General features: G+C 37.5%; 21 protein-coding genes. 4 read left to right on the forward strand and 17 right to left on the reverse strand.

Going from position 1 to position 22,427, the window contains the following annotated elements; genetic code table 11:
• Positions 1 to 122: 122 nt before the first annotated feature.
• Together OQX63_RS17080 and OQX63_RS17085 are read right to left on the reverse strand one after the other, a co-directional pair.
• Positions 123 to 548 (reverse strand): MauE/DoxX family redox-associated membrane protein, encoded by a 426-nt coding sequence (locus tag OQX63_RS17080; protein ID WP_265852031.1) that lies wholly within the window; start codon positions 546 to 548, stop codon positions 123 to 125.
• A gap of 144 nt (positions 549 to 692) precedes the next feature.
• Positions 693 to 1,313 carry a hypothetical protein gene (locus OQX63_RS17085; RefSeq protein WP_265852032.1) on the reverse strand — a complete coding sequence of 207 codons (621 nt, stop codon included), beginning with the start codon at positions 1,311 to 1,313 and terminating at the stop codon, positions 693 to 695.
• Positions 1,314 to 1,602: 289 nt separating this feature from the next.
• Here OQX63_RS17085 and OQX63_RS17090 point away from each other — a divergent pair, with 289 nt between their 5' ends.
• Complete coding sequence (locus tag OQX63_RS17090) at positions 1,603 to 1,833, forward strand: hypothetical protein (protein ID WP_265852033.1); 231 nt, start codon at positions 1,603 to 1,605, stop codon at positions 1,831 to 1,833.
• Here OQX63_RS17090 and OQX63_RS17095 read toward each other — a convergent pair.
• The 4 genes from OQX63_RS17095 to OQX63_RS17110 all read right to left on the reverse strand — a co-directional run bounded on the left by OQX63_RS17095 (position 1,830) and on the right by OQX63_RS17110 (position 5,264).
• The gene (locus OQX63_RS17095; protein WP_265852034.1) at positions 1,830 to 2,930 is read right to left on the reverse strand and encodes a hypothetical protein; all 1,101 of its coding nucleotides are present in this window, start codon (positions 2,928 to 2,930) and stop codon (positions 1,830 to 1,832) included. The genes OQX63_RS17090 and OQX63_RS17095 overlap by 4 nt on opposite strands.
• Before the next feature lie 272 nt (positions 2,931 to 3,202).
• The gene (locus OQX63_RS17100) at positions 3,203 to 3,475 is read right to left on the reverse strand and encodes a hypothetical protein (RefSeq protein ID WP_265852035.1); all 273 of its coding nucleotides are present in this window, start codon (positions 3,473 to 3,475) and stop codon (positions 3,203 to 3,205) included.
• Positions 3,476 to 3,609: 134 nt separating this feature from the next.
• On the reverse strand, positions 3,610 to 4,809 hold the full coding sequence (locus OQX63_RS17105; protein ID WP_265852036.1) for a pyridoxal phosphate-dependent aminotransferase: 1,200 nt from the start codon (positions 4,807 to 4,809) through the stop codon (positions 3,610 to 3,612).
• A gap of 62 nt (positions 4,810 to 4,871) precedes the next feature.
• A complete protein-coding gene (locus OQX63_RS17110) occupies positions 4,872 to 5,264 on the reverse strand; it encodes a DUF1573 domain-containing protein (RefSeq protein WP_265852037.1) in 393 nt (130 codons plus the stop codon).
• 173 nt (positions 5,265 to 5,437) lie between these two features.
• Here OQX63_RS17110 and OQX63_RS17115 point away from each other — a divergent pair, with 173 nt between their 5' ends.
• On the forward strand, positions 5,438 to 7,858 hold the full coding sequence (locus OQX63_RS17115) for an alpha-ketoacid dehydrogenase subunit alpha/beta (RefSeq protein ID WP_265852038.1): 2,421 nt from the start codon (positions 5,438 to 5,440) through the stop codon (positions 7,856 to 7,858).
• Positions 7,859 to 8,329: 471 nt separating this feature from the next.
• A complete protein-coding gene (locus tag OQX63_RS17120) occupies positions 8,330 to 10,423 on the forward strand; it encodes a tetratricopeptide repeat protein (RefSeq protein WP_265852039.1) in 2,094 nt (697 codons plus the stop codon).
• A 1-nt stretch (position 10,424) separates the two neighbouring features.
• On the opposite strand, the gene OQX63_RS17125 is transcribed toward OQX63_RS17120, so the two are convergent.
• From OQX63_RS17125 to OQX63_RS17165, 9 genes are all read right to left on the reverse strand, one after another.
• Positions 10,425 to 11,180: a LytR/AlgR family response regulator transcription factor gene (locus tag OQX63_RS17125; RefSeq protein WP_265852040.1), complete on the reverse strand. Its 756-nt coding sequence runs from the start codon at positions 11,178 to 11,180 to the stop codon at positions 10,425 to 10,427.
• A 115-nt stretch (positions 11,181 to 11,295) separates the two neighbouring features.
• Positions 11,296 to 11,904: a DUF1684 domain-containing protein gene (locus tag OQX63_RS17130; RefSeq protein ID WP_265852041.1), complete on the reverse strand. Its 609-nt coding sequence runs from the start codon at positions 11,902 to 11,904 to the stop codon at positions 11,296 to 11,298.
• 10 nt (positions 11,905 to 11,914) lie between these two features.
• Positions 11,915 to 13,012, reverse strand: a complete 1,098-nt coding sequence (gene aroC / locus OQX63_RS17135; RefSeq protein WP_265852042.1) for a chorismate synthase — start codon at positions 13,010 to 13,012, stop codon at positions 11,915 to 11,917.
• A gap of 149 nt (positions 13,013 to 13,161) precedes the next feature.
• Entirely contained in the window at positions 13,162 to 14,451 is a 1,290-nt protein-coding gene (gene aroA / locus OQX63_RS17140) for a 3-phosphoshikimate 1-carboxyvinyltransferase (RefSeq protein ID WP_265852043.1), read from the reverse strand.
• A gap of 134 nt (positions 14,452 to 14,585) precedes the next feature.
• A complete protein-coding gene (locus tag OQX63_RS17145) occupies positions 14,586 to 15,725 on the reverse strand; it encodes a chorismate mutase (protein WP_265852044.1) in 1,140 nt (379 codons plus the stop codon).
• A gap of 119 nt (positions 15,726 to 15,844) precedes the next feature.
• Positions 15,845 to 16,678: a prephenate dehydratase gene (locus OQX63_RS17150; RefSeq protein WP_265852045.1), complete on the reverse strand. Its 834-nt coding sequence runs from the start codon at positions 16,676 to 16,678 to the stop codon at positions 15,845 to 15,847.
• Positions 16,679 to 17,234: 556 nt separating this feature from the next.
• Positions 17,235 to 18,197: a sterol desaturase family protein gene (locus tag OQX63_RS17155; protein WP_265852046.1), complete on the reverse strand. Its 963-nt coding sequence runs from the start codon at positions 18,195 to 18,197 to the stop codon at positions 17,235 to 17,237.
• A gap of 1 nt (position 18,198) precedes the next feature.
• Positions 18,199 to 19,254: a 3-dehydroquinate synthase gene (aroB, locus tag OQX63_RS17160; protein WP_265852047.1), complete on the reverse strand. Its 1,056-nt coding sequence runs from the start codon at positions 19,252 to 19,254 to the stop codon at positions 18,199 to 18,201.
• The gene (locus OQX63_RS17165; protein ID WP_265852048.1) at positions 19,254 to 19,460 is read right to left on the reverse strand and encodes an RNA-binding S4 domain-containing protein; all 207 of its coding nucleotides are present in this window, start codon (positions 19,458 to 19,460) and stop codon (positions 19,254 to 19,256) included. The genes aroB and OQX63_RS17165 overlap by 1 nt, the downstream gene beginning before the upstream one ends.
• A 94-nt stretch (positions 19,461 to 19,554) precedes the next feature.
• On the opposite strand from OQX63_RS17165, the gene OQX63_RS17170 reads away from it, so the two are divergent.
• Positions 19,555 to 20,739, forward strand: a complete 1,185-nt coding sequence (locus OQX63_RS17170) for a proline dehydrogenase family protein (RefSeq protein WP_265852049.1) — start codon at positions 19,555 to 19,557, stop codon at positions 20,737 to 20,739.
• Between the two features lie 355 nt (positions 20,740 to 21,094).
• Here OQX63_RS17170 and OQX63_RS17175 read toward each other — a convergent pair whose 3' ends face one another.
• Positions 21,095 to 21,415 (reverse strand): DUF962 domain-containing protein, encoded by a 321-nt coding sequence (locus OQX63_RS17175; protein ID WP_265852050.1) that lies wholly within the window; start codon positions 21,413 to 21,415, stop codon positions 21,095 to 21,097.
• An 8-nt stretch (positions 21,416 to 21,423) separates the two neighbouring features.
• Positions 21,424 to 22,059 carry an HAD family hydrolase gene (locus OQX63_RS17180; protein ID WP_265852051.1) on the reverse strand — a complete coding sequence of 212 codons (636 nt, stop codon included), beginning with the start codon at positions 22,057 to 22,059 and terminating at the stop codon, positions 21,424 to 21,426.
• Between the last annotated feature and the right edge of the window lie 368 nt (positions 22,060 to 22,427).

Here is a 22,427-nt window from a genome sequence, read left to right on the forward strand (position 1 = left end):
TAGTTTGATATCCTGCTTATCAAATAGGGCTTAAGCAGCTAGCCTGGCTGTTTGTTTTTCTTGGCCATCAATACAGCTTGTGGTTTTTTTATTTTTGGTTTGGCCAGGTCCATCGTATAACCTTAATCTTTGTCACGTACCTCCTGCTTTAGTGTAATAAATAGTGAGAGAATTGAGGCGCTAATAAAAAAAATATTGAAAATGAGGTGTGCTTTCCAGCCCATTGCCTTAATTATACCACCACAACTGCATGGTGTTTTTGGAAAATAACCTAAAATAATGAGTAGAATATATCCCGTAAAAACCAGCATGAGTAAGAGCGATAAGGCTAAGCCCAGCTTATTGGTTTTTTTGATCAATAACAGTATCGCGCATAATATTTCAAAAAATGGTATTGCGTATACTAGTACAGCTGCAAAATCCGGACTGAAAACCTGCAGACTCATTTCCTGTTTGTAAGACTGGAAATCAGTCAGCTTACTTCCAGCTGTATATACCCAGAGCAAAATAAATGCTGCCGAAATAACTTGTGCTATCGTTTTCTTCATATCTGATTTTTCTTTGCTATTTCGAAATTGGCGCTTTGCCTGCTAAATCAAGTCACATATACATGGGAAAAACATGAATCTTGGAGAGAAGGGATGACAGCTGCATGGACTATCAGGGCGTAATTTATCAACTGGTAACTTTAATTATCGTGTATGCTTTTTATTTCCATTTCGCATTGCACTCAACGTACTGCTATGAATGCCCAGGTATGATGCCACATCTTTTACTGCGGTTTGGCTAAAAACTGTCGGAAAAAAATCAAGTAGTTTATTTAGCCTTTGCTCAGCATTTTGGATTTTTAGTCCAGTTAGTATATTGATTATTTTAGCCAATATTTCCGCATTTATTTCAGCACACAAAGTGGCAGATTCGCGGAAGAGCTTGTGCATATTATCGATGTGTTTAATTGGTATGCTAAGGAGCGTAGTGTTTTCTGAGAATTGTATAAAAAGCTGCCCTTGTACATATTTAGAGATCGATTTAAGGTCTGGTAATATATCTTGCGACTGAAAGAACATGATGGTAATTTCTTTCTCGTTCTCAGTATCATAAATAAAGATTCTTCCAAAGCCTTTGGCCAGGTAACAAAAACGGCCAAGTTCAATACTATTGAACGAAATTTTTTCCATTCTGCTGAAATCAGTTTGCCATATCGAATAATTGAGGTAGGCTTTGAAACCGACCGAAAGTTTTTGATAGGACGATAATTTGGAGAGGTATTGTTCTTTTTCCATAACCAGTTTTTCAGGTAAAGAAATAAACATTTTCAGGTTTGTCAAGTTGCTTATGGAGCAACCCATGGCAACCCTTTTATTTTTTTGTTTTAAGGAAATAAAAGGCTTAGATCTGTTATATTTGAGCCATGAAATAAAAAATAATTACATATTGATATTGTAGCAATAGCTATTTTACTGTTTTAGAAAACCGCAAAACTTCAAAAGACACAGGAAAAAATAGATGGTTGCCTACGCTACGCGTGGGTGCCTGTTTATCTTGTGTCTGGGCATTTTGCGGTGCCTCTAAAGCGGATATCGGGTTAACCCACGCTTTTTTATGGACACTTCTTCCCAGCCAAATTATTTTCTCCTCAACTTGCCTATTGCAGAACTTCCGCTATCCGAGAATTTTAAGCTCAGAAGTAAATTAATGGGTTTTTTTACCCTCCAGGATATTGTTGGAACCCAGCAAAAACAATTACATATGCTGGATGATTATTCAGAACATTGGTATTTTGAATTTGTAGATTTTTTACGCAGAAAAGATTTATTAAATCTTCTTGGTTAGCATTTTTCCTCGGCGATAGCCAACATGGTGACGATTTTGTCAATCACTTTTTGAACATCTTTCTCCACATTTCCGTAGTACGCATTTTTAAAGCTTTTTTCTGATATGATTGCTTTTTCTGCGGTACTATAATGTTTTGTAACGTATTGGTGTAGCGCCTTGGGGCTGTTTGTTATGATAATGCCTGCTTCAACTTGTAAGTTAATAAATATGGCAAGCTGTCTAACCGTAAAGGATACTTTAAAATTGCTTTCTAAAATACCACCACGACTGAGGTCTTCGGCTATGGTATCTATTGATCTGAGGTAGCTGATTTCACTTTCAATATACCTTAATATAGATTCATCAATGTTGGACAAATTTCTATTGTACGGTACGCTGATAGTTTTAAAAACCTGTCCAATGAGCTTTTTAAAGAAATGGATTAATCTATATTGCTCGCTAATGTTTTCGCATTTCTGAAGTTCGTGATTGAGGTGGCTACAGCAGAAATGATAAAAAGAGGGATGATTAAAATTTAAAGAGACGAGCAGCAGTATCATTTCGGATAGATCTAAAGGTAGCAATGATTTATTTAATGTGATTTTAAGTGACGCTAAAAAATCATGCAGATACCTAGCCTGTTCGAAAGTAAAACGACGTGGGCTGCTATTCATATGTTCGAAGATATGCTTAAATAAGGTCATGGTCTCATTATCTGCATGTAGCTCTTCGATGTGTTTTAGGATCCGGCTGGAACTTTCTGTAATATTTAATAAGAGCTTTTTCTGGCTAACCGCCGAAATGGGGCAGTCATAGTCAAAATAATAGGGGAACAGCTGCTGGAGATCCAAAACCATCTGGTTGAGCAGGTTTGCTATGTTACCAATTCCGTTTTTTCGATTGATGTTTGGCGCATCCTCATTCATCATAGCTTCTAGCTCATCCATTAACTGCAGCAATCCTCTTTGATGTTGCCTGATGTAAGCCTTAGCCCTATCAGGCTCAACTTGGATAACATGATGTAGGATGGAACTGATTATCCGTTTACTTTCCTCTAAAATTTCGCCATGTAGTTCTTTGCAAGGGCACTGAAGAGTTGCACCTGCCTTAATCACATCCAAAATTAACTCCCTGAAACTGATAAGTTCGTATATCATTTGCTTAATAGCCGATTGCCTAATTCTAAGTTTTTTATTTTAATTTCTCGAATTAACGTGGTAAAACGAAGCGTTAACTTGGTGAAACTAAATTTTAACAATTGTTGGCTGTTATAAGCAGTATTGCGTTGATATTAAAAGCTAGGTATATTTAAATAACCATTGGAAGGGAGGAATAGATGGTATTATCACACTATTTAGCGGGCATTAACCTTGATGTGATACATCTGTTATTGTAGGTGGTTTTCTATTGCGCCAGAGATCTGATTGATCTCGGCCACACCTAAAGAAAGGTGATGACCATTTCCAGCCAGTTTATGATCAGCGGCCAAGCCCTCAGTATCGATTTCTTCTGCTTTCAATAAAATCCAGTCAGATTCCTGTTTTTTGATTACGCCTAAAGTATCTTCTAAATAAACAATCTGAAAATAATCATCTTTAGGAATAATGGTCAGTATTATTGCCTGATCATTATGGTTAATTTCAATATTAAATGCAGTCATGATTTCAGAACCATTGCATTTCGCTTATTGTTTTGTTAACCGTCGTAAACCAGCATTTACTAAAATGTTTAAACCGATTAATTGTTTGAAATTGAAGCGCTGCTCAACAACTAATCGGTTTAAACGATTATATTTTAGTCCACTCTTCCCGGATATTGCTTCAATGCTATTTCCAAACAGTTCATAGCTGCATTTAAATCGTCGGTATTTAGTACGTATGCCATACGGACCTCATTTTTACCAGAACCAGGGGTAGAGTAGAAGCCGGTAGCAGGCGCCATCATTACCGTTTGATTATTATGGTTAAAGTCCTCTAAAATCCACTGACAGAATTTATCGGCGTCATCAATTGGGAATTTGGCCACTACATAAAAAGCACCACCCGGATTAGGACAGAAAACACCTTCAATATTATTTAACCGATTGACCAAAGTATCTCTACGTAAAGTATATTCGGTATTTACTTTTTCAAAATAACTATCTGGCGTATCTACAGCCGCTGCACCAGCAATTTGTTCTACCATACCAGGGCTTAACCTTGCCTGCGCAAATTTTAACCCTGATGCAATAACGTCCTTGTTTTTGGTAATTAAACAGCCTAAGCGCGCACCACAGGCACTATAACGTTTAGAAACCGTATCCATAACCACCACATTTTCATCTAAGCCATCTAGATGCATAGGCGAAATGAATTCCCTTCCATCATAACAGAATTCGCGATAAGCTTCATCAGAGAATAAAAATAGATCGTATTTAACACAAAGTGTTTTTAAGGCCTCTAGTTCTTCTTTAGAATATAAATAACCCGTAGGGTTATTAGGGTTACAGATAATAATCGCTTTGGTTTTTTCCGTAATCAACTTTTCGAATTCGGCGATCGGAGGTAATGCAAAGCCATTTTCAATATAAGAAAGGATTGGTTTTACCACTACATTGCTCATGCAGGCAAAGCCATTGTAGTTAGCATAAAAAGGTTCTGGGATAATAATTTCATCACCTTCGTTTACACAGGTTTGCATGGCAATGGTAATGGCCTCAGAGCCACCAACGGTTACCAGGATATTTTCTGGTGTAATATTGTAACCCAGTTTATTGTAGTATTCGGTCAGTTTTAAACGGTAGGCAAGCGTCCCTTCAGATGGTGTATAGGCCCAAACATTAAAATCAATGTTTTTGATGGCGTTTAACATTCCTTCTGGTGTTTCTATATCTGGTTGACCAATATTTAAATGGAAAACTTTCTTACCATCTTTTTTAGCTTGATCTGCAAATGGAGTTAACTTTCTGATTGGTGATGCAGGCATCTGCACACCTTTTTGTGAAATTTTTGGCATGGCACAAAAATAAAAAAGTCCAGATGAAAATCTGGACTTTTTAAATATTATCGTCTAAAAAATTATTTTGAAGATGCGGCAACTGTTTCACCTTTAATGTAAAGCACTTTAATTGGTGTTTTAGCATTTGAAGTAATGGTTACGGCTTTAGAAAAAGTTGATGGACCAGCAGCAGCGTTAAAAGTTACAGAAATTACACCGGTTTCACCTTTTTTTAGTGGAGTAGAAGTATATTTAGGTACCGTACATCCACAGCTAGCCTCAGCTTTGGAGATAATTAAAGGCGCCTCACCAATGTTAGTGTATTTAAAGTCGTAAGTTACTGGTTTATTTAAAACAATTTTACCAAAATCGTGCGTTTCGGATTCAAATTTAAACTCCGCAGGTTTAGTTTGTGCGTTTACTGCAAGCCCTAAACCTAAAACAAAAGCGAATAATACTAAGATCTTTTTCATGTTATGTGGGTATATTTTATTTTTTTAAAATTACTAAAACAAATTTAATGTTTTCTGAGTAAAACAAAAACTATTCCAATTATATTTTGCAAATCGATATATAATTTTACAATGGAGGATAAAGGCAAGCTTTTAATTTTGCATATATTTGCCGCAACCAATCTTTGATTACTATGCCGAATGAAAAATTGATGACCAAAACTATTGATGCTTCCGAACTCAGTTTTAACGATTTTAAATCTATTGTTATAAACGACTATAAAATCGCCTTCGAAAGTAGGCAGGCCAGTGTTTTAGGCCGTAGGGAAGTATTAACAGGGAAGGCTAAATTTGGCATTTTCGGCGATGGTAAAGAGGTTCCGCAGTTGGCCATGGCGAAAGCCTTTAAAAATGGCGATTGGCGCTCTGGTTATTACCGCGATCAGACGTTTGCCTTTGCTACAGGGATTTCTACTATTAAAGAATTTTTTGCACAGCTCTATGCCAATCCTACCGAAGGGGCTGATCCATTTTCGGGGGGAAGACAGATGAACTGTCATTTTGCAACAAAATCTGTAAATGAAGATGGTAGCTGGAACGATTTAACGCAGATTAAAAACTGCTCATCAGATATTTCGCCAACAGGTGGCCAGATGGCACGTTTGGTAGGTCTAGCTTACGCCTCTAAATTATTCAGGCAAAATAAAGAACTCGATTACTTAAAGCACTTTTCTGTAAACGGAAATGAGGTTGCTTTTGGTACCATTGGCAATGCGTCAACCTCTGAAGGGGTATTTTTTGAAGCTATTAACGCCGCTGGTGTTTTACAGATACCAATGGCCATTTCTATTTGGGATGATAATTATGGCATTTCAGTTCCCGCAAAGTATCAAACTACTAAAGAAGATATTTCTGAGGTTTTAAAAGGCTTTCAGCGTAATGCCGATCAATTGGGTTACGAAATATACAAGGTAAAAGGTTGGGATTATCCGGCTTTATGTGAGGTATATGAAAAAGCAATAAATGTTTGTAGAGACGAACATGTACCTGTTTTAATTCATGTAACCGAACTTACTCAACCTCAGGGTCATTCTACCTCTGGTTCGCACGAACGATACAAATCAAAAGACCGCTTATCTTGGGAAACTGAGCACGATTGTATCCTGAAAATGCGCTCCTGGATGCTGGATTCTGCAGTAGCAACTGAAGAGGAAATTGCAGAGGTGGAGAAAAATGCAAAGGTTTTTGTGCGCAACGCACAAAAAGAAGCCTGGAATGAGTTTTTGGATAGCATTAAACCAGAACAAAAACAAGTGGTTGATTTAATCGGAGGCATAGCTAAACACCAACCCGAACTGGCTAAAATTGCTGCTAATCTGGCTTCAACTGCCGATGCACAACGTAGAGAGGTTTTTGCTGCTGCACGCAAATCCATACGTTTATCTGCCGGTTTTAATTCTCCAGAACGCGATGAACTGTTAGCCTGGTATAAGCAGCAAGCTAAGTTTAATTATGACCGTTATAATTCTAAACTGCATACCAACGGCATGGAAAGTCCGGATATGATTGCAGTAGTTGATGCCGTGTATGATGAGCAGTCGAAAATGGTTGACGGTAGAGAAGTGCTTAATGCCTGCTTTAATGAAAACTTCGCGCGCGATCCGCGTTTGGTTGCTTTTGGAGAAGATCTAGGAAATATTGGAGACGTAAACCAAGGTTTTGCGGGTTTGCAGGCCAAATATGGCGAATTAAGAATTACCGATACCGGAATCAGAGAAATGACCATCATGGGCCAGGGTATTGGATTGGCCATGAGGGGTTTAAAACCGATTGCCGAAATACAATATCTTGATTATTTAATTTTTGCATTAAATGTACTTAGCGACGATTTAGCATCGCTTTCTTATCGTACCAAAGGGATCCAGAAGGCACCGGTTATTGTGCGCACTCGCGGTCATCGGTTGGAAGGAATCTGGCATTCGGGTTCACCAATCAGCATGATTTTGGGCGCTTTAAGAGGAATGCATTTATGTGTGCCGAGAAATATGACCCAAGCTGCCGGTATGTATAATACCCTTTTTAGGGCTGATGAACCGGCAATAGTAATTGAGTGTTTAAATGGTTACAGGCTTAAAGAAAAACTACCAAATAACGCTGGAGATTTTACAGTGCCGTTGGGCAGAGCAGAGGTTTTAGAAGAAGGAACAGATATTACAGTTATATCTTACGGTTCTTCTTTAAGAATTGTTCAGGAGGCAGCCGAAGAACTGAGCTTAATGGGTATTTCTGTAGAAATTATTGATCCACAAACGCTCTTGCCTTTCGATACCACACAGGTTTGTGTAAACTCGCTTGCTAAAACCAGTAAACTATTGGTGGTAGATGAGGATGTTCCGGGGGGAGCATCTGCATATATCCTTCAAAAGGTATTGGAAGAACAAAAAGGTTATTTCCATTTAGATGGTCAGCCGAAAACTTTGACGGCTAAAGCGCATCGGCCACCATTCGGATCAGACGGTGATTATTTCAGTAAACCATCTGTTGATGATGTGATCGAAACTATTTACCAAATGATGCACGATGCAAATCCAACTAAATACCCATCAATTTTTTAATTAAATGGTAGCAGAGGCATAAAATTTAACGATTGGAATAGTATAAAAGGTTTATCATCAGTTTCTTATTTGAGGTTTTGATGAGATGTAAAAAAATGGTTACTATTGATCATTTTTTTATTTACTTTTAAAGACCAAACTCTATTTTGTTATTTCAGTATGTTTTGTTTAATTCCCGTTCTAAAACACTGTAATTTTCAAGATCTTTCGTGGTATTTTAAGATAAAGCAAATAATTAGTTGATCTGAAATAATGCGATATCTTGTAAATATACAGTTAGTTAGTAAAGTATGTTCTTTTAAAAAAGGCGTGCTGTTTCTTTTTTTTTTATTTCTAAGCACATTTGGCTTTAGCCAGGTAAGCGCACCACAGAAAAAACTTGATAGCCTATTAAATTTAAATCAAAAGAATCTAAAATCAGATTCCACTAAAATCAAAATATTGACGGAGGTTTACCGCCAATACATGAGAATGAAAAACGTTGAAAAGGCGAATGAGTACGTGGACAAAACCATTCAGCTTTCTCATGAAAAAAATCTCAAAAAATTTTCTGCATTTGCTTATTACCGTAGAGGCTTAATGTACCATGGAAGGTCTGAATATCAAAAAGCGGAAGAAAATTATCAATATGCAGTAACTGAGTATGCTTCGGTAGGGAATTTGGATATGGTGGCTGGTACTTACCTTAATCTAGGTGCTTTATATAGCAGCATTCCTGATTATGTTAAATCGCTGGAAGTAAATCAGAAAGCGATAGCTATTTATGAAAAAATGGGTAATGAAGTTGATCTGGCAAGTTGCTATACCAATATTTCTACTATTTATCAGCGTTTGGGCAATCAAAGTCAGGCATTGGTTTACATGCACATGGCGCTAAAAATATTTACCAAAGATGGCGAAAATACAAGAGGGGCAGCAGTTGTTTATGGCTTAATCGGAAGCAATTACTTTGAGGCTTCGGATCGTGAATTGATGGAGATGAATGTACTGCCCAGCCAAAAAATAAAACTGGCATTAACCTATTACAACAAATCTTTAAAGGTATCAGAGGCTATTGGAGATTTAGGTTTAATCGCTACGATTAAAAGAGATCTTGCCGACTTATACAGTTCAACAGGACAAAAGGATATCGCGTTAAAATCATATCAAAAATCGGTCGAGTTAAATAAATCTGGAGATGATAGAGAAGCCTATGCTGCAAGTTTATATGCTTTGGGTAATTTTTACCAAAAAGAAAATGATTTTGAAAATGCCATTACATTACTCAATACCAGTTTGAAAATTGCAGAAGACAATAAACTGCTGGATATAGAAAAACAATCTACCTTGGGCCTGAGTGCTGTATATGAAAAACTAAAAGATTATAACAAATCGTTAGCTTATTACAGACAGTATATTGCGGTTAGAGATAAAATTTTTGATGAGGAAAAGGAAAAGGAAATTACCAGAAGGCAAATGCAGCTCGATTTTGGCATTAAAGAACGCGATTATTTATTGAAACAAAAACTTACAGCGGGCGAGTTAAAAAGACAGCAGCAGGAACTTGAGCTTAAAAGACAACAGTTAGTCTTGAGTGATAAGGAAAAAGTATTGGATCTGTTAACTTTTCAAAAAGCAAAAGCTGACCTCGATATCCAGCGCTTGGCTCAGGATAATAAATTTGCAAAAGCCAAGTTTGAAGCTCAGCTAGCCAGCGGCGTAAAGGATAAGCAAATCAGTAAGCAGGTACAACAGATTAAATTTGATAGTCGTGTTAAATTATTCCTTACCATTGCTACCATACTGATTCTGATTATTGCCCTTGTTATATTTTACAATCAGCGGAAAACAAAGCGGCTGAATATAATCATCAATAACCAAAAACGAGAGTTAGAGCAGTTAAGTAAGGTTAAAGACCGCATTTTTAGCGTAGTCAGTCATGATATGCGTACCCCGGTAAATTCGTTAATTTCCTTTATGCAATTGCTTGAAGGTGGTAATATTGAGCAAGAGAAGTTAAAGCGGTATGCGGTTTCGCTAAAAAATAACCTTACCTATACCTCCACAATGATGGAGAACCTCCTGAATTGGGCAGCCAGCCAGATGCAGGGTTTTAACCCATATTTACAATCCTTGGATATTTGTGAACTGATTAATGAAGTTATTCTTTCTCTGCAGCATCACGCCGATGAAAAAAGTCTGACTATTCAAAATTTAGTGCCAGCCAAAACATTTTGCAAGGCAGATTCGAATATGTTTATGCTGGTTATTCGAAATATCGTCAGCAATGCCATTAAATTTACACCCGATGGTGGTACGATTACCACTGGAGCAATTTCAATTGAAAATATGCTTGAAATTAAAATTTCTGATACGGGCATCGGTTTAACATCTGCACAGATTGAGCACTTTAATAAGCAGGGTTATTCAGGTGTTGGAGTGAGCACTTTGGGTACAAATAAAGAAAAAGGAACTGGCTTAGGTTTATTGCTCTCCAGAACCTTTACCAGCTTAATGGATGGAGAAATTAGTGCAGGCAGTAATCCAGCAGCTGGCAGTTATTTTAAAATAATCCTGAAGAAATAACTTATTTTAAAAATCTCGACAGAATTTTCTTATCGATTGATTTTTCCAATAATTCCTGCCGGTTGGAAGCGCTTATGGGAACCAAAAAGTTATTTTCTAAATGAACTTCGTGATTAGTTAAAGTTACAATATGGTTTACATTAATGATGTACTGTTTATGTACCCTGGAGAAAATTTTAGAAGGTAATTGTTTTTCTAAATTTTTTAAGCTTACTAAAATAATATGTTTATCTATACGGGTAAACAGTTTTGAGAAATCGCCCATGCTTTCGATATAAATCACATCATTATATTTCAGCTTCGTTATACCTTTAGTCTCTCTAAAAAAGAAATAATCGTCATCTGTTTTATCGTCAATGTTTAAGTTTTCTACAGGAAGTTTATTGACCTGTTTCCTTAACACAATATATTCTATTGCTTTGTTGGTGGCCTTTAATATACGTTCAAAAGTCGCGGGCTTAACAATAAAATCCAGGGCATCCAGGTTAAAGCTTTCTGCTGCGTACTCGCTAAATGAAGTAATAAAGATAAATAAAGGTTGTTTTTTTAAGCTCTTTAATAAATCCATACCAGAAAGTTCTGGCATATCAATATCAGAATAAACAATATCTATGGCAGTGGTTGATAAAATTTGTGAGGCCTCTATGCCATTACTACAAACAGCAACAATATTTAATGATGGAATTTTTTTTAGATGCATTTCTACGGCATCTCTTTCAATTTCATTATCATCAACAATTAAGCAGCTGTATGTCATTTAGATATTAGGATATGTAATTTATTTACAGAACAGTATTTCCAGTTAAAGTTACATTAAAATATGGATTATAATATAATTTGGCTAGTGCTCTATTGAAAACGTAAAGTTAACTTTAATTTTGGTGTTTTTTTTCTCCCGTATATAATTTCTCCCCAGCTTTTACAGGCAATTGTAAGTCGTTTTCTTCTGGTGGTACAGGGCAGCGGTAGCCGTCACTATAAGCGCAGTAAGGGTTATAGGCTTTATTAAAATCGATTTCGATATGATTATCCACAATTTCTTTCGTATCCAGATCAATGTACCTGCCACCGCCGTAAGTTTCCTTGTTGTTGGTTTCGTCTGTAAAGGGCAAAAAGAGGTGGTCTTTATAAATAGGATTAGTAGATAAAGAAACACTTTTATACAAAGTCATCTGGATTTTCTCGTTATGGAGAACGAAGTTTACATGAGCATATTTATAGTAATCGCTGCTAGTGCCATTAAATGTAGGCATTTTGAAAACTTTTTCGTTTTTTAATAATTCTACAGCAGCCAAAATTTTATAAGTACTGTCTGCATCATAAAAGTGTAGATTTTGCAGGTCGCTATTCTTAAGCGGCGACCGATTATCTTTAATGAAATCCTGTTTATAAGCTTCACGGTGTTTAGCAATCTGTTTAGCGTAACTTTGGGCAAAGCTATTCATGCTGAACAATAGTAATAAGAAGGTGATGGTTTTCATTGGCGGAATATTAAATAACACAGGCTTTGTTCCTTAAAAACTGATCGGCTAAAACCAGGGCAGCCATAGCCTCAACAATGACTACTGCTCTTGGTACCACACAAGGATCATGTCGGCCTTTGCCTTTAATCTCCGAAGCTTCGCCAGCTGCATTGATGGTTTGTTGGTTATGCATAATGGTTGCTACTGGTTTAAACGCTACTTTAAAGGTAATATCCATTCCATTAGAAATGCCTCCTAAAATACCACCTGCATAATTGGTGGTGGTTTTAAATACTTTAGAATCTGCAGCTTTGGGTTGAGGGATATCATTGTGCTGCGATCCGCGTAATTCGCTTCCGGCAAAACCCGAGCCATATTCGAAACCATGAACGGCATTAATGCTGAGCATGGCCTTGCCTAAATCTGCATGCAGTTTATCAAAAACAGGTTCGCCTAAGCCTGCAGGACAGCCTTTTACGATGCAGCCAATTTTTCCGCCAACGGTATCGCCATCTTTTCTAACTGCATCAATAAATTCGATCATTTCATGAGCGGTTGCGGGGTCTGCACAGCGCACAATATTCTCTTCTCTGATTTGCAATAAGGCAGATAAATCATTGCTTTCTAAATTAGGCGCTTCAATTGTTCCTACTGAAGTTACATGGGCAAAAATTTCGATACCTTGTTGTTTTAAAAACAATTTTGCAATTGCTCCGGCTGCTACACGGGCTGCAGTTTCGCGTGCTGAAGAACGCCCTCCACCTCGGTGATCACGGATCCCATACTTTGCATCGTAAACATAATCAGCATGGCTCGGACGGTAAACATCAACATTATGTCCATAATCTTTTGAACGCTGATCTTCATTAGGGATTAAAAGCGCAATCGGTGTACCGGTACTTTTTCCTTCAAATACACCCGATAAAATTTGAACGGTATCGCTTTCTTTTCTTTGCGTGGTGATCTTGGATTGGCCTGGTTTACGTTTGTCTAGTTCTGATTGGATAAAATCCAGATCAATATCCAATTGCGCCGGACAGCCATCAATAATTACCCCAATGGCTACGCCATGAGATTCGCCAAAAGTAGTGATGCGAAAAAGTTGTCCGAATGAGTTGCCTGCCATATTTGATTTTAGATGTGAGAAGCCAGATATGAGATTTGAGCAGTACCCATTCTATCTAAACTTCAGATTTTAATTTTAATTATTTTACGTTAAGAGGTTAGCATTGAGCTATGTGATTTGAGAATTTCAGCTGTCTCAAATCTAGTGTATCAAATCTCACTGACCTCAAACCCTGCTTTTTTCAAATCTTCCCAATAATAAGGATAAGATTTTTCTACTACCTGCATTTCTTCAATTTCAACTTCGTTAATCAATAGTGCAAGAGGAGCAAAAGCCATTGCCATACGGTGGTCCTCGTAGGTTGCAAAAGTAACTTTATCAGGAAAATGAAGGTTATCTGTATTTAAAGTATAAACGAGATTATTTTCAGTTAAAGTAACGCCAATTTTGGCCAATTCGTTCTGAAGGGCTGCAATACGGTCTGTTTCTTTAATTTTTAAGGTTTCTAAACCTGTAAAAGCCATATTTTTACCTAAGGCTGCAGCAATAACGATAATTGTTTGTGCTAAATCCGGACAGGTTTTTAAGTCTAAAACTTGCTTTGTATCTAAAGAAAGGCCTAAGTTGCTAACCGCTATTCCATTATCGGTTTTGCTGGTGGCTATACCAAAAATCTTCATGATATTTTTGATCTGGCTATCACCCTGTAAACTTTTTTCTTTTAAGGCAGGCAAACTAATTTCTGCCTCATCAGCTAAAGCTGCAATGCTATACCAATAGGAAGCTGCACTCCAATCGGGCTCAACAACTAAGGTACCTGGTTTAAAAGCCTGCGGTTTAATGGAAATTGAATTTCCATCCCAGTGATGTTCGATACCAACTTCTGCAAGCATATCCAGGGTCATATCTACATATGGCTTAGAGGTAAGCTCCCCCTCAATTTCTAAAGTTAAACCTTGAGGTAGGATAGGGGCAATCATCAGCAAGGCTGAAATATATTGACTACTGATATCACCTTTAATTTTTACCTGGTTCGTTTTCTGGTCCAACGGGCCATTAATGTTTAGTGGTGGAAAACCTTCAGCCTCCGCATAGGAAATGTCAGCGCCTATGGTTTTTAATGCTTCAGCCAGAATACCGATAGGGCGTTGTTTCATACGCTCGGTTCCGGTAAGTAAGAAATTCCCGTTTTTGGCCGAAAGATAAGCAGATAAGAAGCGCATAGCGGTTCCTGCAGGACCAACGTCAACCAGTTCGGAGTTTTCAGTTTTCAGTTTGGAGTCTGCTCCCAACTCACTGGTTTCAATTCCCAACTTGTTTAGGATACCATTTAATGTTATTGTATCAGCTGCATTGGAGAGATTTTCAACTTTAACCAATTTCTTGCTTAAAGCGCTAATAATAAGTGCTCTGTTGCATTCGCTTTTCGAGCCTGTTAATTGGATTTCCGTATTAATATTCTTGGTTCCTTTAAAAGAAACTAAGGCATTTTTAGACATTTTATTCTGTTTTATGCTTAAATGTAAGTGTCAGATGGAAACATCTGACACCACATCAATAATGTTATATGTAGAGGATTTCTTTTTTAGGATTTTGTTTTTACCCTCCACCTTAAACCCCTCAACCCTTTACCTTATTTACTAACTTCAGTATGTTGTTCAGCAGCAATGCCTTTTTCAGCTTTGCCAGCATTCATAATTTCAGTTTGCTTACGGATAGATTCACCGTGCATTAATTCTAAGAATTTCTCTGTAAAGTTTAAATCTAATTTTAAAGCTTTTGCAAAAGCATGACCTTTTTTGATGATGGCATCCCAACGGTTAACCTGTAAAATCGTTACCTGGTTATCACGCTTAAATTCACCGATTTTCTCTACAATAGCCATACGCTCACCCAATTTTTGTAATAAGATATCATCAATTTTATCGATTGATTTACGTAGTTCAGCTAATTTATCGGCAGATGCTTCGTTTGGTGCTTCTGGTTCACGCACAGTTAAACGCTCTACCAATTCTGCTAAAGCAGCTGGTGTAACTTGTTGTTTAGCATCTGTCCAGGCAACTGAAGGATCTACGTGAGATTCGATCATTAAACCTTGCATATCTAAATCTAGTGCTTTTTGAGAAACATAAGGGATCAACTCACGGTTACCGCAGATATGGCTTGGATCGTTGATGATTGGAAGTTCAGGGCATAAAGTTTTTAACTGGATAGCCATTTCCCACATCGGTTCGTTACGGAAAGAACTTTTTTCGAACGAGGAGAAACCGCGGTGGATAGCACCGATTTTAGTAATGCCCGCACCATTGATCCGCTCAATTGCACCGATCCATAACTGTAAATCCGGGTTTACCGGGTTTTTGATCAATACCGGAACATCATGGCCTTTTAAAGCATCAGCAATTTCCTGAACAGTGAAAGGATTTACCGTAGAACGTGCGCCGATCCAAAGGATATCAACACCAGCTGCTAAAGCCTCTTCAACATGTTTTGCATTGGCAACCTCAACAGCCGTTGGCAAACCTGTTTCTGCTTTAGCGCGCTTTAACCATTCTAAACCAATACTTCCGATTCCTTCAAATTCTCCCGGACGGGTACGTGGTTTCCAGATACCTGCTCTCAATACAGATACTTTACCGGTAGCGGCTAATAAATGCGCTGTAGTTAATAATTGTTCTTCAGTTTCTGCACTGCAAGGACCAGAAATGATTAATGGTTCGTTGTTTACGTTTAACCAGGTGTTTAAAGGCTGAATGTTTAAATTAAGTTTCATGATGACGGGTTTATTTAAAGTCCAGAGTCCCTTGGCGGAAGTCCGGTTTATATTTTATATTGTTTATTTGTGATGTTGTTGGATTGAATTGCCAACTGAAAATTGTTTACTGCTGGCTGTTACACTTTATCGTTCTTTTGATACTCGCCTAATATGTTAAAGTTCGATGTATATTTTAGTGCCTTTCTAATGGCTTTATCATACTTTTCGGTACTTGGCCATTCTAAATCAACGTAAAAGTAATATTCGTTTCTTTTACCTAGAACAGGCATAGATTGTATTTTTGTTAAGCTTACCTCTTGTTCAGCAAAAATATTTAACACAGTTGCCAATGAGCCGGCTTTGTGTCCAACCTGAAAGCAAATGGAGGCTTTATTTATTTTCTTTCCTTCGTCTGTTTTGTCTTTTTTAAGAATCAAAAAACGCGTGTAATTTTTTTTGTTTGATTCTACACGGCGTTCTAAAATATTTAAGCCGTAAAGTTCTGCAGCTAAGTTATTTGCGATAGCCATGGTGTCTGTTAGTTGCTCTTGCTGGATGCGTTTTGCACATGCAGCAGTATCGTTGCTTTCTACAATTTTAATGTGTGGATAATCGTAAAAGAAATCGATGCATTGACGAATGGCAATAGGGTGTGAAGTAACTACTTTAATATCTTCAAACTTTACGCCTGGTAGCGCCATTAAGTGCAATTGGATAGCTAAATAGACCTCGCCCACAACAGAAAAACCAAAATCCCTGATCAGTGTATAGTTTGGCAACAAACTGCCGGCAATAGAGTTTTCTATAGCCATTACTACGAAATCGGCTTCGTTTTTCTCTAGCTTATCGCAAGTCTCTTTAAAAGAATTACACTCCACAGTTTCAATGTCTTTACCAAAGAATTTGTATGCAGCTTCTTCGTGGAAAGATGCTTTAATACCCTGAATTGCTACTCGTTTTGTCGTTTCCATTTTTGCGTTAAAACAAAAAAGTCCCGGCTGTTTGCCGGGACTTTTTTATACATTTTAATATTGTTATATATCTTTTTGCATATTAGCCCCGGCTCTCACTAAAATAGTAAAAGTAACCAAAGTAATATGTGTTTGTATTTTGCATTTCTTTTTTTGTTGAGCCAAATGTAATAACAAAATTTAATTTGTCAATAGGAAATTGAAAATATTTTTAATAAAATTTAATTTTGTTAAAAATGGGCTGGTTTGTTTATTGGTCTTTTTGTGCTTTAAAATGGCTTAAAAGCGGATTTTTATTTGGTTGGAGGCCGGTTACTATCGAAAGCGTTCAATAAAGTCGTCGTCATCTCGATCCGATAGCTATCGGATCGAGATGACGGTAGCTAGTAAGTAAACTTCTTATTTGAATTATTTCTATGAAATCATTGATCCACCGAATATCCGTCTTTTCGAATGCGAAAACATCATCTGTGAGCATCTGTGACTAAAAAGATAGCTAAGTTGTATAGTAAAAAAGGTCTGAGGAAGCACAGATCTTTAGTGAATAATTATTTTCTTACCCTGTAGAACTTAACTCTCCCCGATCGTTAAGACCTTTTACTTTTTGGTATTGCAGTTCTTCGTATTTTCTTTTTTCCTCGTCACGTAACTCCTGCTGCATAATTTTTGCAATCTTAGTGCTTCCATCATGGCTCCATCCCGGCGGATTGAAAATGTATTTTACTTTATCCATAAATGTCGGGGCCTTTTTAACGTCTGCTGTTAGCGCAATAAATTCGTGGAAAACAATGTTTACAGGTCCGGTATCGGTAGGTTGGGTGGTTAATCCATATTTAACTTCATCTTCTGGTAATTCGGCTTGGAAGGTTCCGAACCACCTATCCCAAAGAATTAATACCATACCCATATTTTTATCAAGGTAGCGCACATTGCTGGCATGGTGTACCCGGTGATGAGATGGCGTTACAAAAATATACTCATACCATTTCGGGAATTTAATGTTGTATTGGGTATGAACCAGATTGCCATAAATTTGAGTAACCAGATAGGCAAAAAGAATATCAACTGCTGTAAAGCCCATAAAGGCCAGGGGCAGGTAAAAGAAAACACGGTACAACGGCTCGAAAACAGTTGAACGGAAACCCGTGGTTAAGTTAAAGTGTTCAGAGGAGTGATGTGTAACATGCATGGCCCAGAAAAAGCGTACGTAATGCCCCACGGTGTGCAAAAACCAGTATAAAAAATCCTGCGCTAAAATAAGCACTATCCAATAGATCCAAACATTTGAAATCTGGAACAAGCGGAACTGATAACAATAGGCTAATAAGAAGAAAGTAAATGTTTTGGTGCCTAAATTAATCACCACGGCTGCAGTCATCAGGTAGATGTTCGTCCAGGTATCACGTTTTGTGTATAATTTTCTGTCATGCTGATAGCTAAAATACATTTCAACCAGGGTTAAAACGATTACGAAGCTAAATAGCCCGATAACAGAAATATCACTTCCGGTATATTTCATTTTATAAACTGTTATAATAATCTAAACTGCTTAAAATATCTGTTGTACTTACACGGCAGTTAAACGTGCATTTACCTATGCTTTCCAAAAGTGAGAAAAGGATGTTTCCATCTTCGTTCTTTTTATCACTTTTCATTAAATCCAAAAGGGTATTGTAGCTTTCTTTTTTGATTTGATATTTAGGATATAACAATAAGATATATCTGCTGATATCTTCCAGCTCCTCTGTGCTCAGCGTACTGTTGTTGATTGAAAGTGCTGCTTCGCATACAAAACCAATGGCAATAGCTTCACCGTGTGTTAACGGATTTTCGTCATTTGCCAAAGAATAACCTTCAATGGCATGACCAATGGTATGCCCGAAGTTTAAAATCTTACGCAGGTTTTTCTCTTGTGGATCGATGGTGACCACCTCATTTTTAATTTCTACCGAGCGGTAAATATCTTCTGCCGCTGGCGTTAAATAGTTGCTCACCTTTAATTTTTCATAATATGGTTTGTCGTAAATTAAACCATGTTTAATCATTTCGGCAAAACCCGACAAAAGTTCGCGCTCTGGCAGCGTTTTTAAAAATGCAGTTTCAATAAAAACCATTTGTGGGAGGGTAAAGGTGCCTACCATGTTTTTTACATTGTCGATATCAATTCCTGTTTTACCGCCTACAGAGGCATCAACCTGCGAAAGGAGGCTAGTAGGAATATTAATAAAATCGATTCCACGTTTATAGGTAGAAGCAATAAAACCACCCATATCGGTAATTACACCTCCGCCCAAATTGATCATCAGGCTTTTACGGTCGGCTTCAAAATCCAGTAAGGTTTTCCAGATGCCGATACAGAAATCGATGTTTTTATTTTCTTCGCCTGCTGAAGTTTCAATCAGGTCAAATTCAGAAAAATCTAAGATGGATTGAAAAAGCGGTAAGCATATTTCACTTGTATGTTCATCAGCCAATACAAAAACTTTGCTGTATTTGTTGCTGGCTAAAAGTGCTTTTAAAGCGGCTAAATTGCTTTCGAAATAAAGGGTGTGGCCTGCGCTGGTAAGTGGTTCCATTAAATAATTTCTATTTTATTTTCCCCAAAAGTAATAATATCACCAACTCTAACCTTGTAGCGTTTGCGAAATTCGACCTCGCCGTTGGCTTTTACTAAACCATCTTCAACAACGGTTTGGGCATCACCGCCACTGCCAACCAATCCGCTTGCTTTTAGCAGTTGGATCAATGGAATAAATTCGCCCTCTAATTTGAATTGTATCATTTTATGCAAAAATACGATTATTTAGAGGTTTTTAGTTTTAACAACCAATGCTTTTTATAATTTTGCACCAATCTGACTTATTATATCGTAAAAAATGGATTTATCCACTAAGAAACAGCCAAATTTCGATAACACGGAAATTGCTTTCCGTCAAAAATCTAATCATGAGCTGAAAAAGGCGTACTGGCTTTTTAAAATGATCGGAAATAATTTCCTGACCAAAGTCGGTCCGGCTATTACAAATTTCTTTTTAAATATCGGTTTGCCTATTCAGGGCGCTATCAAAGCAACCATCTTTCAGCAGTTTTGTGGCGGCGAAACCATTGCAGAATGTAATAAAGCTATTGAGCAATTAGATAAAGGTGGGGTAGGTACCATTTTAGATTATTCTGTAGAGGGAGAAGAAGAAGAGCTGGTGTTTGACGAAACCTGTGCCGAAATTATCCGCACCATCGTAAGGGCAGATGGCGATGCTAAAATTCCGATTACAGTTTTCAAAATAACGGGTATAGGCCGCTTTGCATTATTACAGAAGCTGGATGCAAAAGAAACTTTAACTGCAGCAGAACAGGCAGAATATGAAAAAGTGAAACTGCGTTGCGAAATGATCTGCAAAACAGCTTATGATAAAGGTGTGCCCATCATGATTGATGCAGAAGAAACCTGGATTCAGGATACCATTGATGAGTTGGCGCTGGATATGATGCGTAAATTTAACCGTGAGCGGATTATTGTATACAATACTTACCAGATGTACCGTCATGATAAACTAGCTGATATGAAAGCTGACCATTTAATAGCTAAAGCAGATGGCTTTATTTTGGGCGTAAAAATGGTTCGTGGCGCTTATATGGAAAAGGAACGTAAACGTGCCGCTGAAATGGGCTATCCTTCGCCTATTCAGCCTGATAAAGCAGCTTCAGACCGTGATTACAATGAGTCTTTACGCTATTGTGTAGATCACATTAACGATATTGCCATTGTTGCTGGAACACATAATGAAGACAGCAGTCGTTTATTGACTTACCTTTTAGACGAAAAAAATATCACGCACAATCATCCTCATGTATATTTCGCCCAGTTATTGGGCATGAGTGATAACTTAAGTTTTAATCTTGCCGATTCGAATTATAATGTAGCAAAATATGTTCCTTATGGACCAATTAAAGCGGTAATGCCTTATCTGTTCAGAAGAGCCCAGGAAAATACGTCGGTGGCAGGGCAAACAGGGCGTGAGTTAGGTTTGATTGAAAGAGAATTGAAAAGAAGAAAACTGTAGTTCGGTTTTCAGTTGGCAATTCGCAGTTTTCAGTTAAGCAAGATCGTCATTTCGAGCGGAGTGCAACGCAGTCGAGAACCCGAAGGCTCAGCGAAGCTAAATCTATCTCGAGATAGATCTCTCCATTCCGCGGTGCTTCAGTCGAGATGACGATTTTCTTTTAGTTCAGCATCTTTCATTTCATTTCTTATAGTTTTTTCATTGTTTTTGGAAATGAGCGTGCAGTAGTCCTTCGTAACATGCAGCCTCGCTTTGCGCTGTATCTTTTTGGCTGCCCTTCGACTTCGCTCAGGGTGACAGCCAAAAAGGATGCCGCTTCAATCGAGTTTAAGTTGAAAGGCTTTCCAGAACCAAATTACTTCCTTACTACAAAAGATTGTTTGCCCGTTAGCAAATCATAAAAAAGGATAAAATCGCTGGCTAAACTATAAAGCGGGTATTGAAAAGTAGCAGGTTTATTTTTCTCAAAAAAGAAATGTCCAATCCATGCAAATCCATAACCCAGCACAGGCATGGCCAAAAAGAAATGCCAATTGTGAAAAAGAAATCCGGTAAAGAACGCGAGGCAAACCAATCCGGTGCCGATAAAATGTAAAATACGCGATGTGGTATTAAGATGTTCTGATAAATAAAATGGGTAGAACGCTTTTAGCGACTTATACTTTTTTTCTGACATCTGTTAATTTACAAAATTCCGTTCGCTTTTAGGAAGGCACCTAACTGTGCCGGTTTTTCGGTCATTAATAATGCGTTTAATCCCACTTTTTTAGCGCCTTCAATATGTTGTGGACTATCGTCAATAAATAGGGTTTCGGCAGGATCGAGGTTATTTTCTTTTAATACCTGTTCAAAAATATTGGTATTGGGCTTACGCAATTTCATGTGTTGTGAGAAATAAGCTTTCTCAAAATAAGCATCATAATTATTAATCTGAAAGGTTGTTTTCAGGTAATTGATAATCCAATCGTAGTGGATTTCATTGTTGTTACTTAAAAGAAAAGTACGGTACTTTTCTTTTACCTCCAGTAGTAAATCGTGGTTTTCCTGTATGGTTCCAATTAGCAGGCTATTCCATGCCTCATCAATCTGTTCGTCAGTTAATTCTGGCTTGCCTGCAGCATTTCTAATTCCTTCCCTAAATTCGGATGGCGAAATGGCACCCGTTTCAAAATCATCAAATAACTGGTTGTGCGCTTTGTGTGCAAAGAAATTTTCGATATCTGTAATGCCCAATTTTTGAAAAGAAGCCTGGGCAATTCTGAAATCGATATCAAATATTACGTTTCCGTAATCAAAAATAATGTTTTTAATATTTTGCATGGTATCTTCTGAATTTGGTGCAAAGATATTATTGCTGATTTAACAGGAGGTATTAAACGATATTTTTTTTGAAATAATCGAATTACAATAGTTTAATTGTTGAGTAATGTTTTGAAGATGCGTCATTCCCGTGCAGACCCTATCGTGTGGACACATTTCTATTAGCTGCATTTGTTTTTTATAGCACATATCCCTAAGGCGATCGTCATGCTGAATTTATTTCAGCATCTTTCCCGCCATTAACTGGTCCTCATTCCTTAAGAAGCATAGTTTTGGGGACAAATGTTAATTTTTTCCGCTCTTTGCCGCGGGGCATGGTACTTTGGAGCGCAAAAGTACCCCAAGCGCTTTGTCAATCCAGCAATGTG

It is taken from the genome of Pedobacter sp. PF22-3, assembly GCF_026239555.1.
In the GTDB taxonomy this organism is placed as follows: domain Bacteria; phylum Bacteroidota; class Bacteroidia; order Sphingobacteriales; family Sphingobacteriaceae; genus Pedobacter.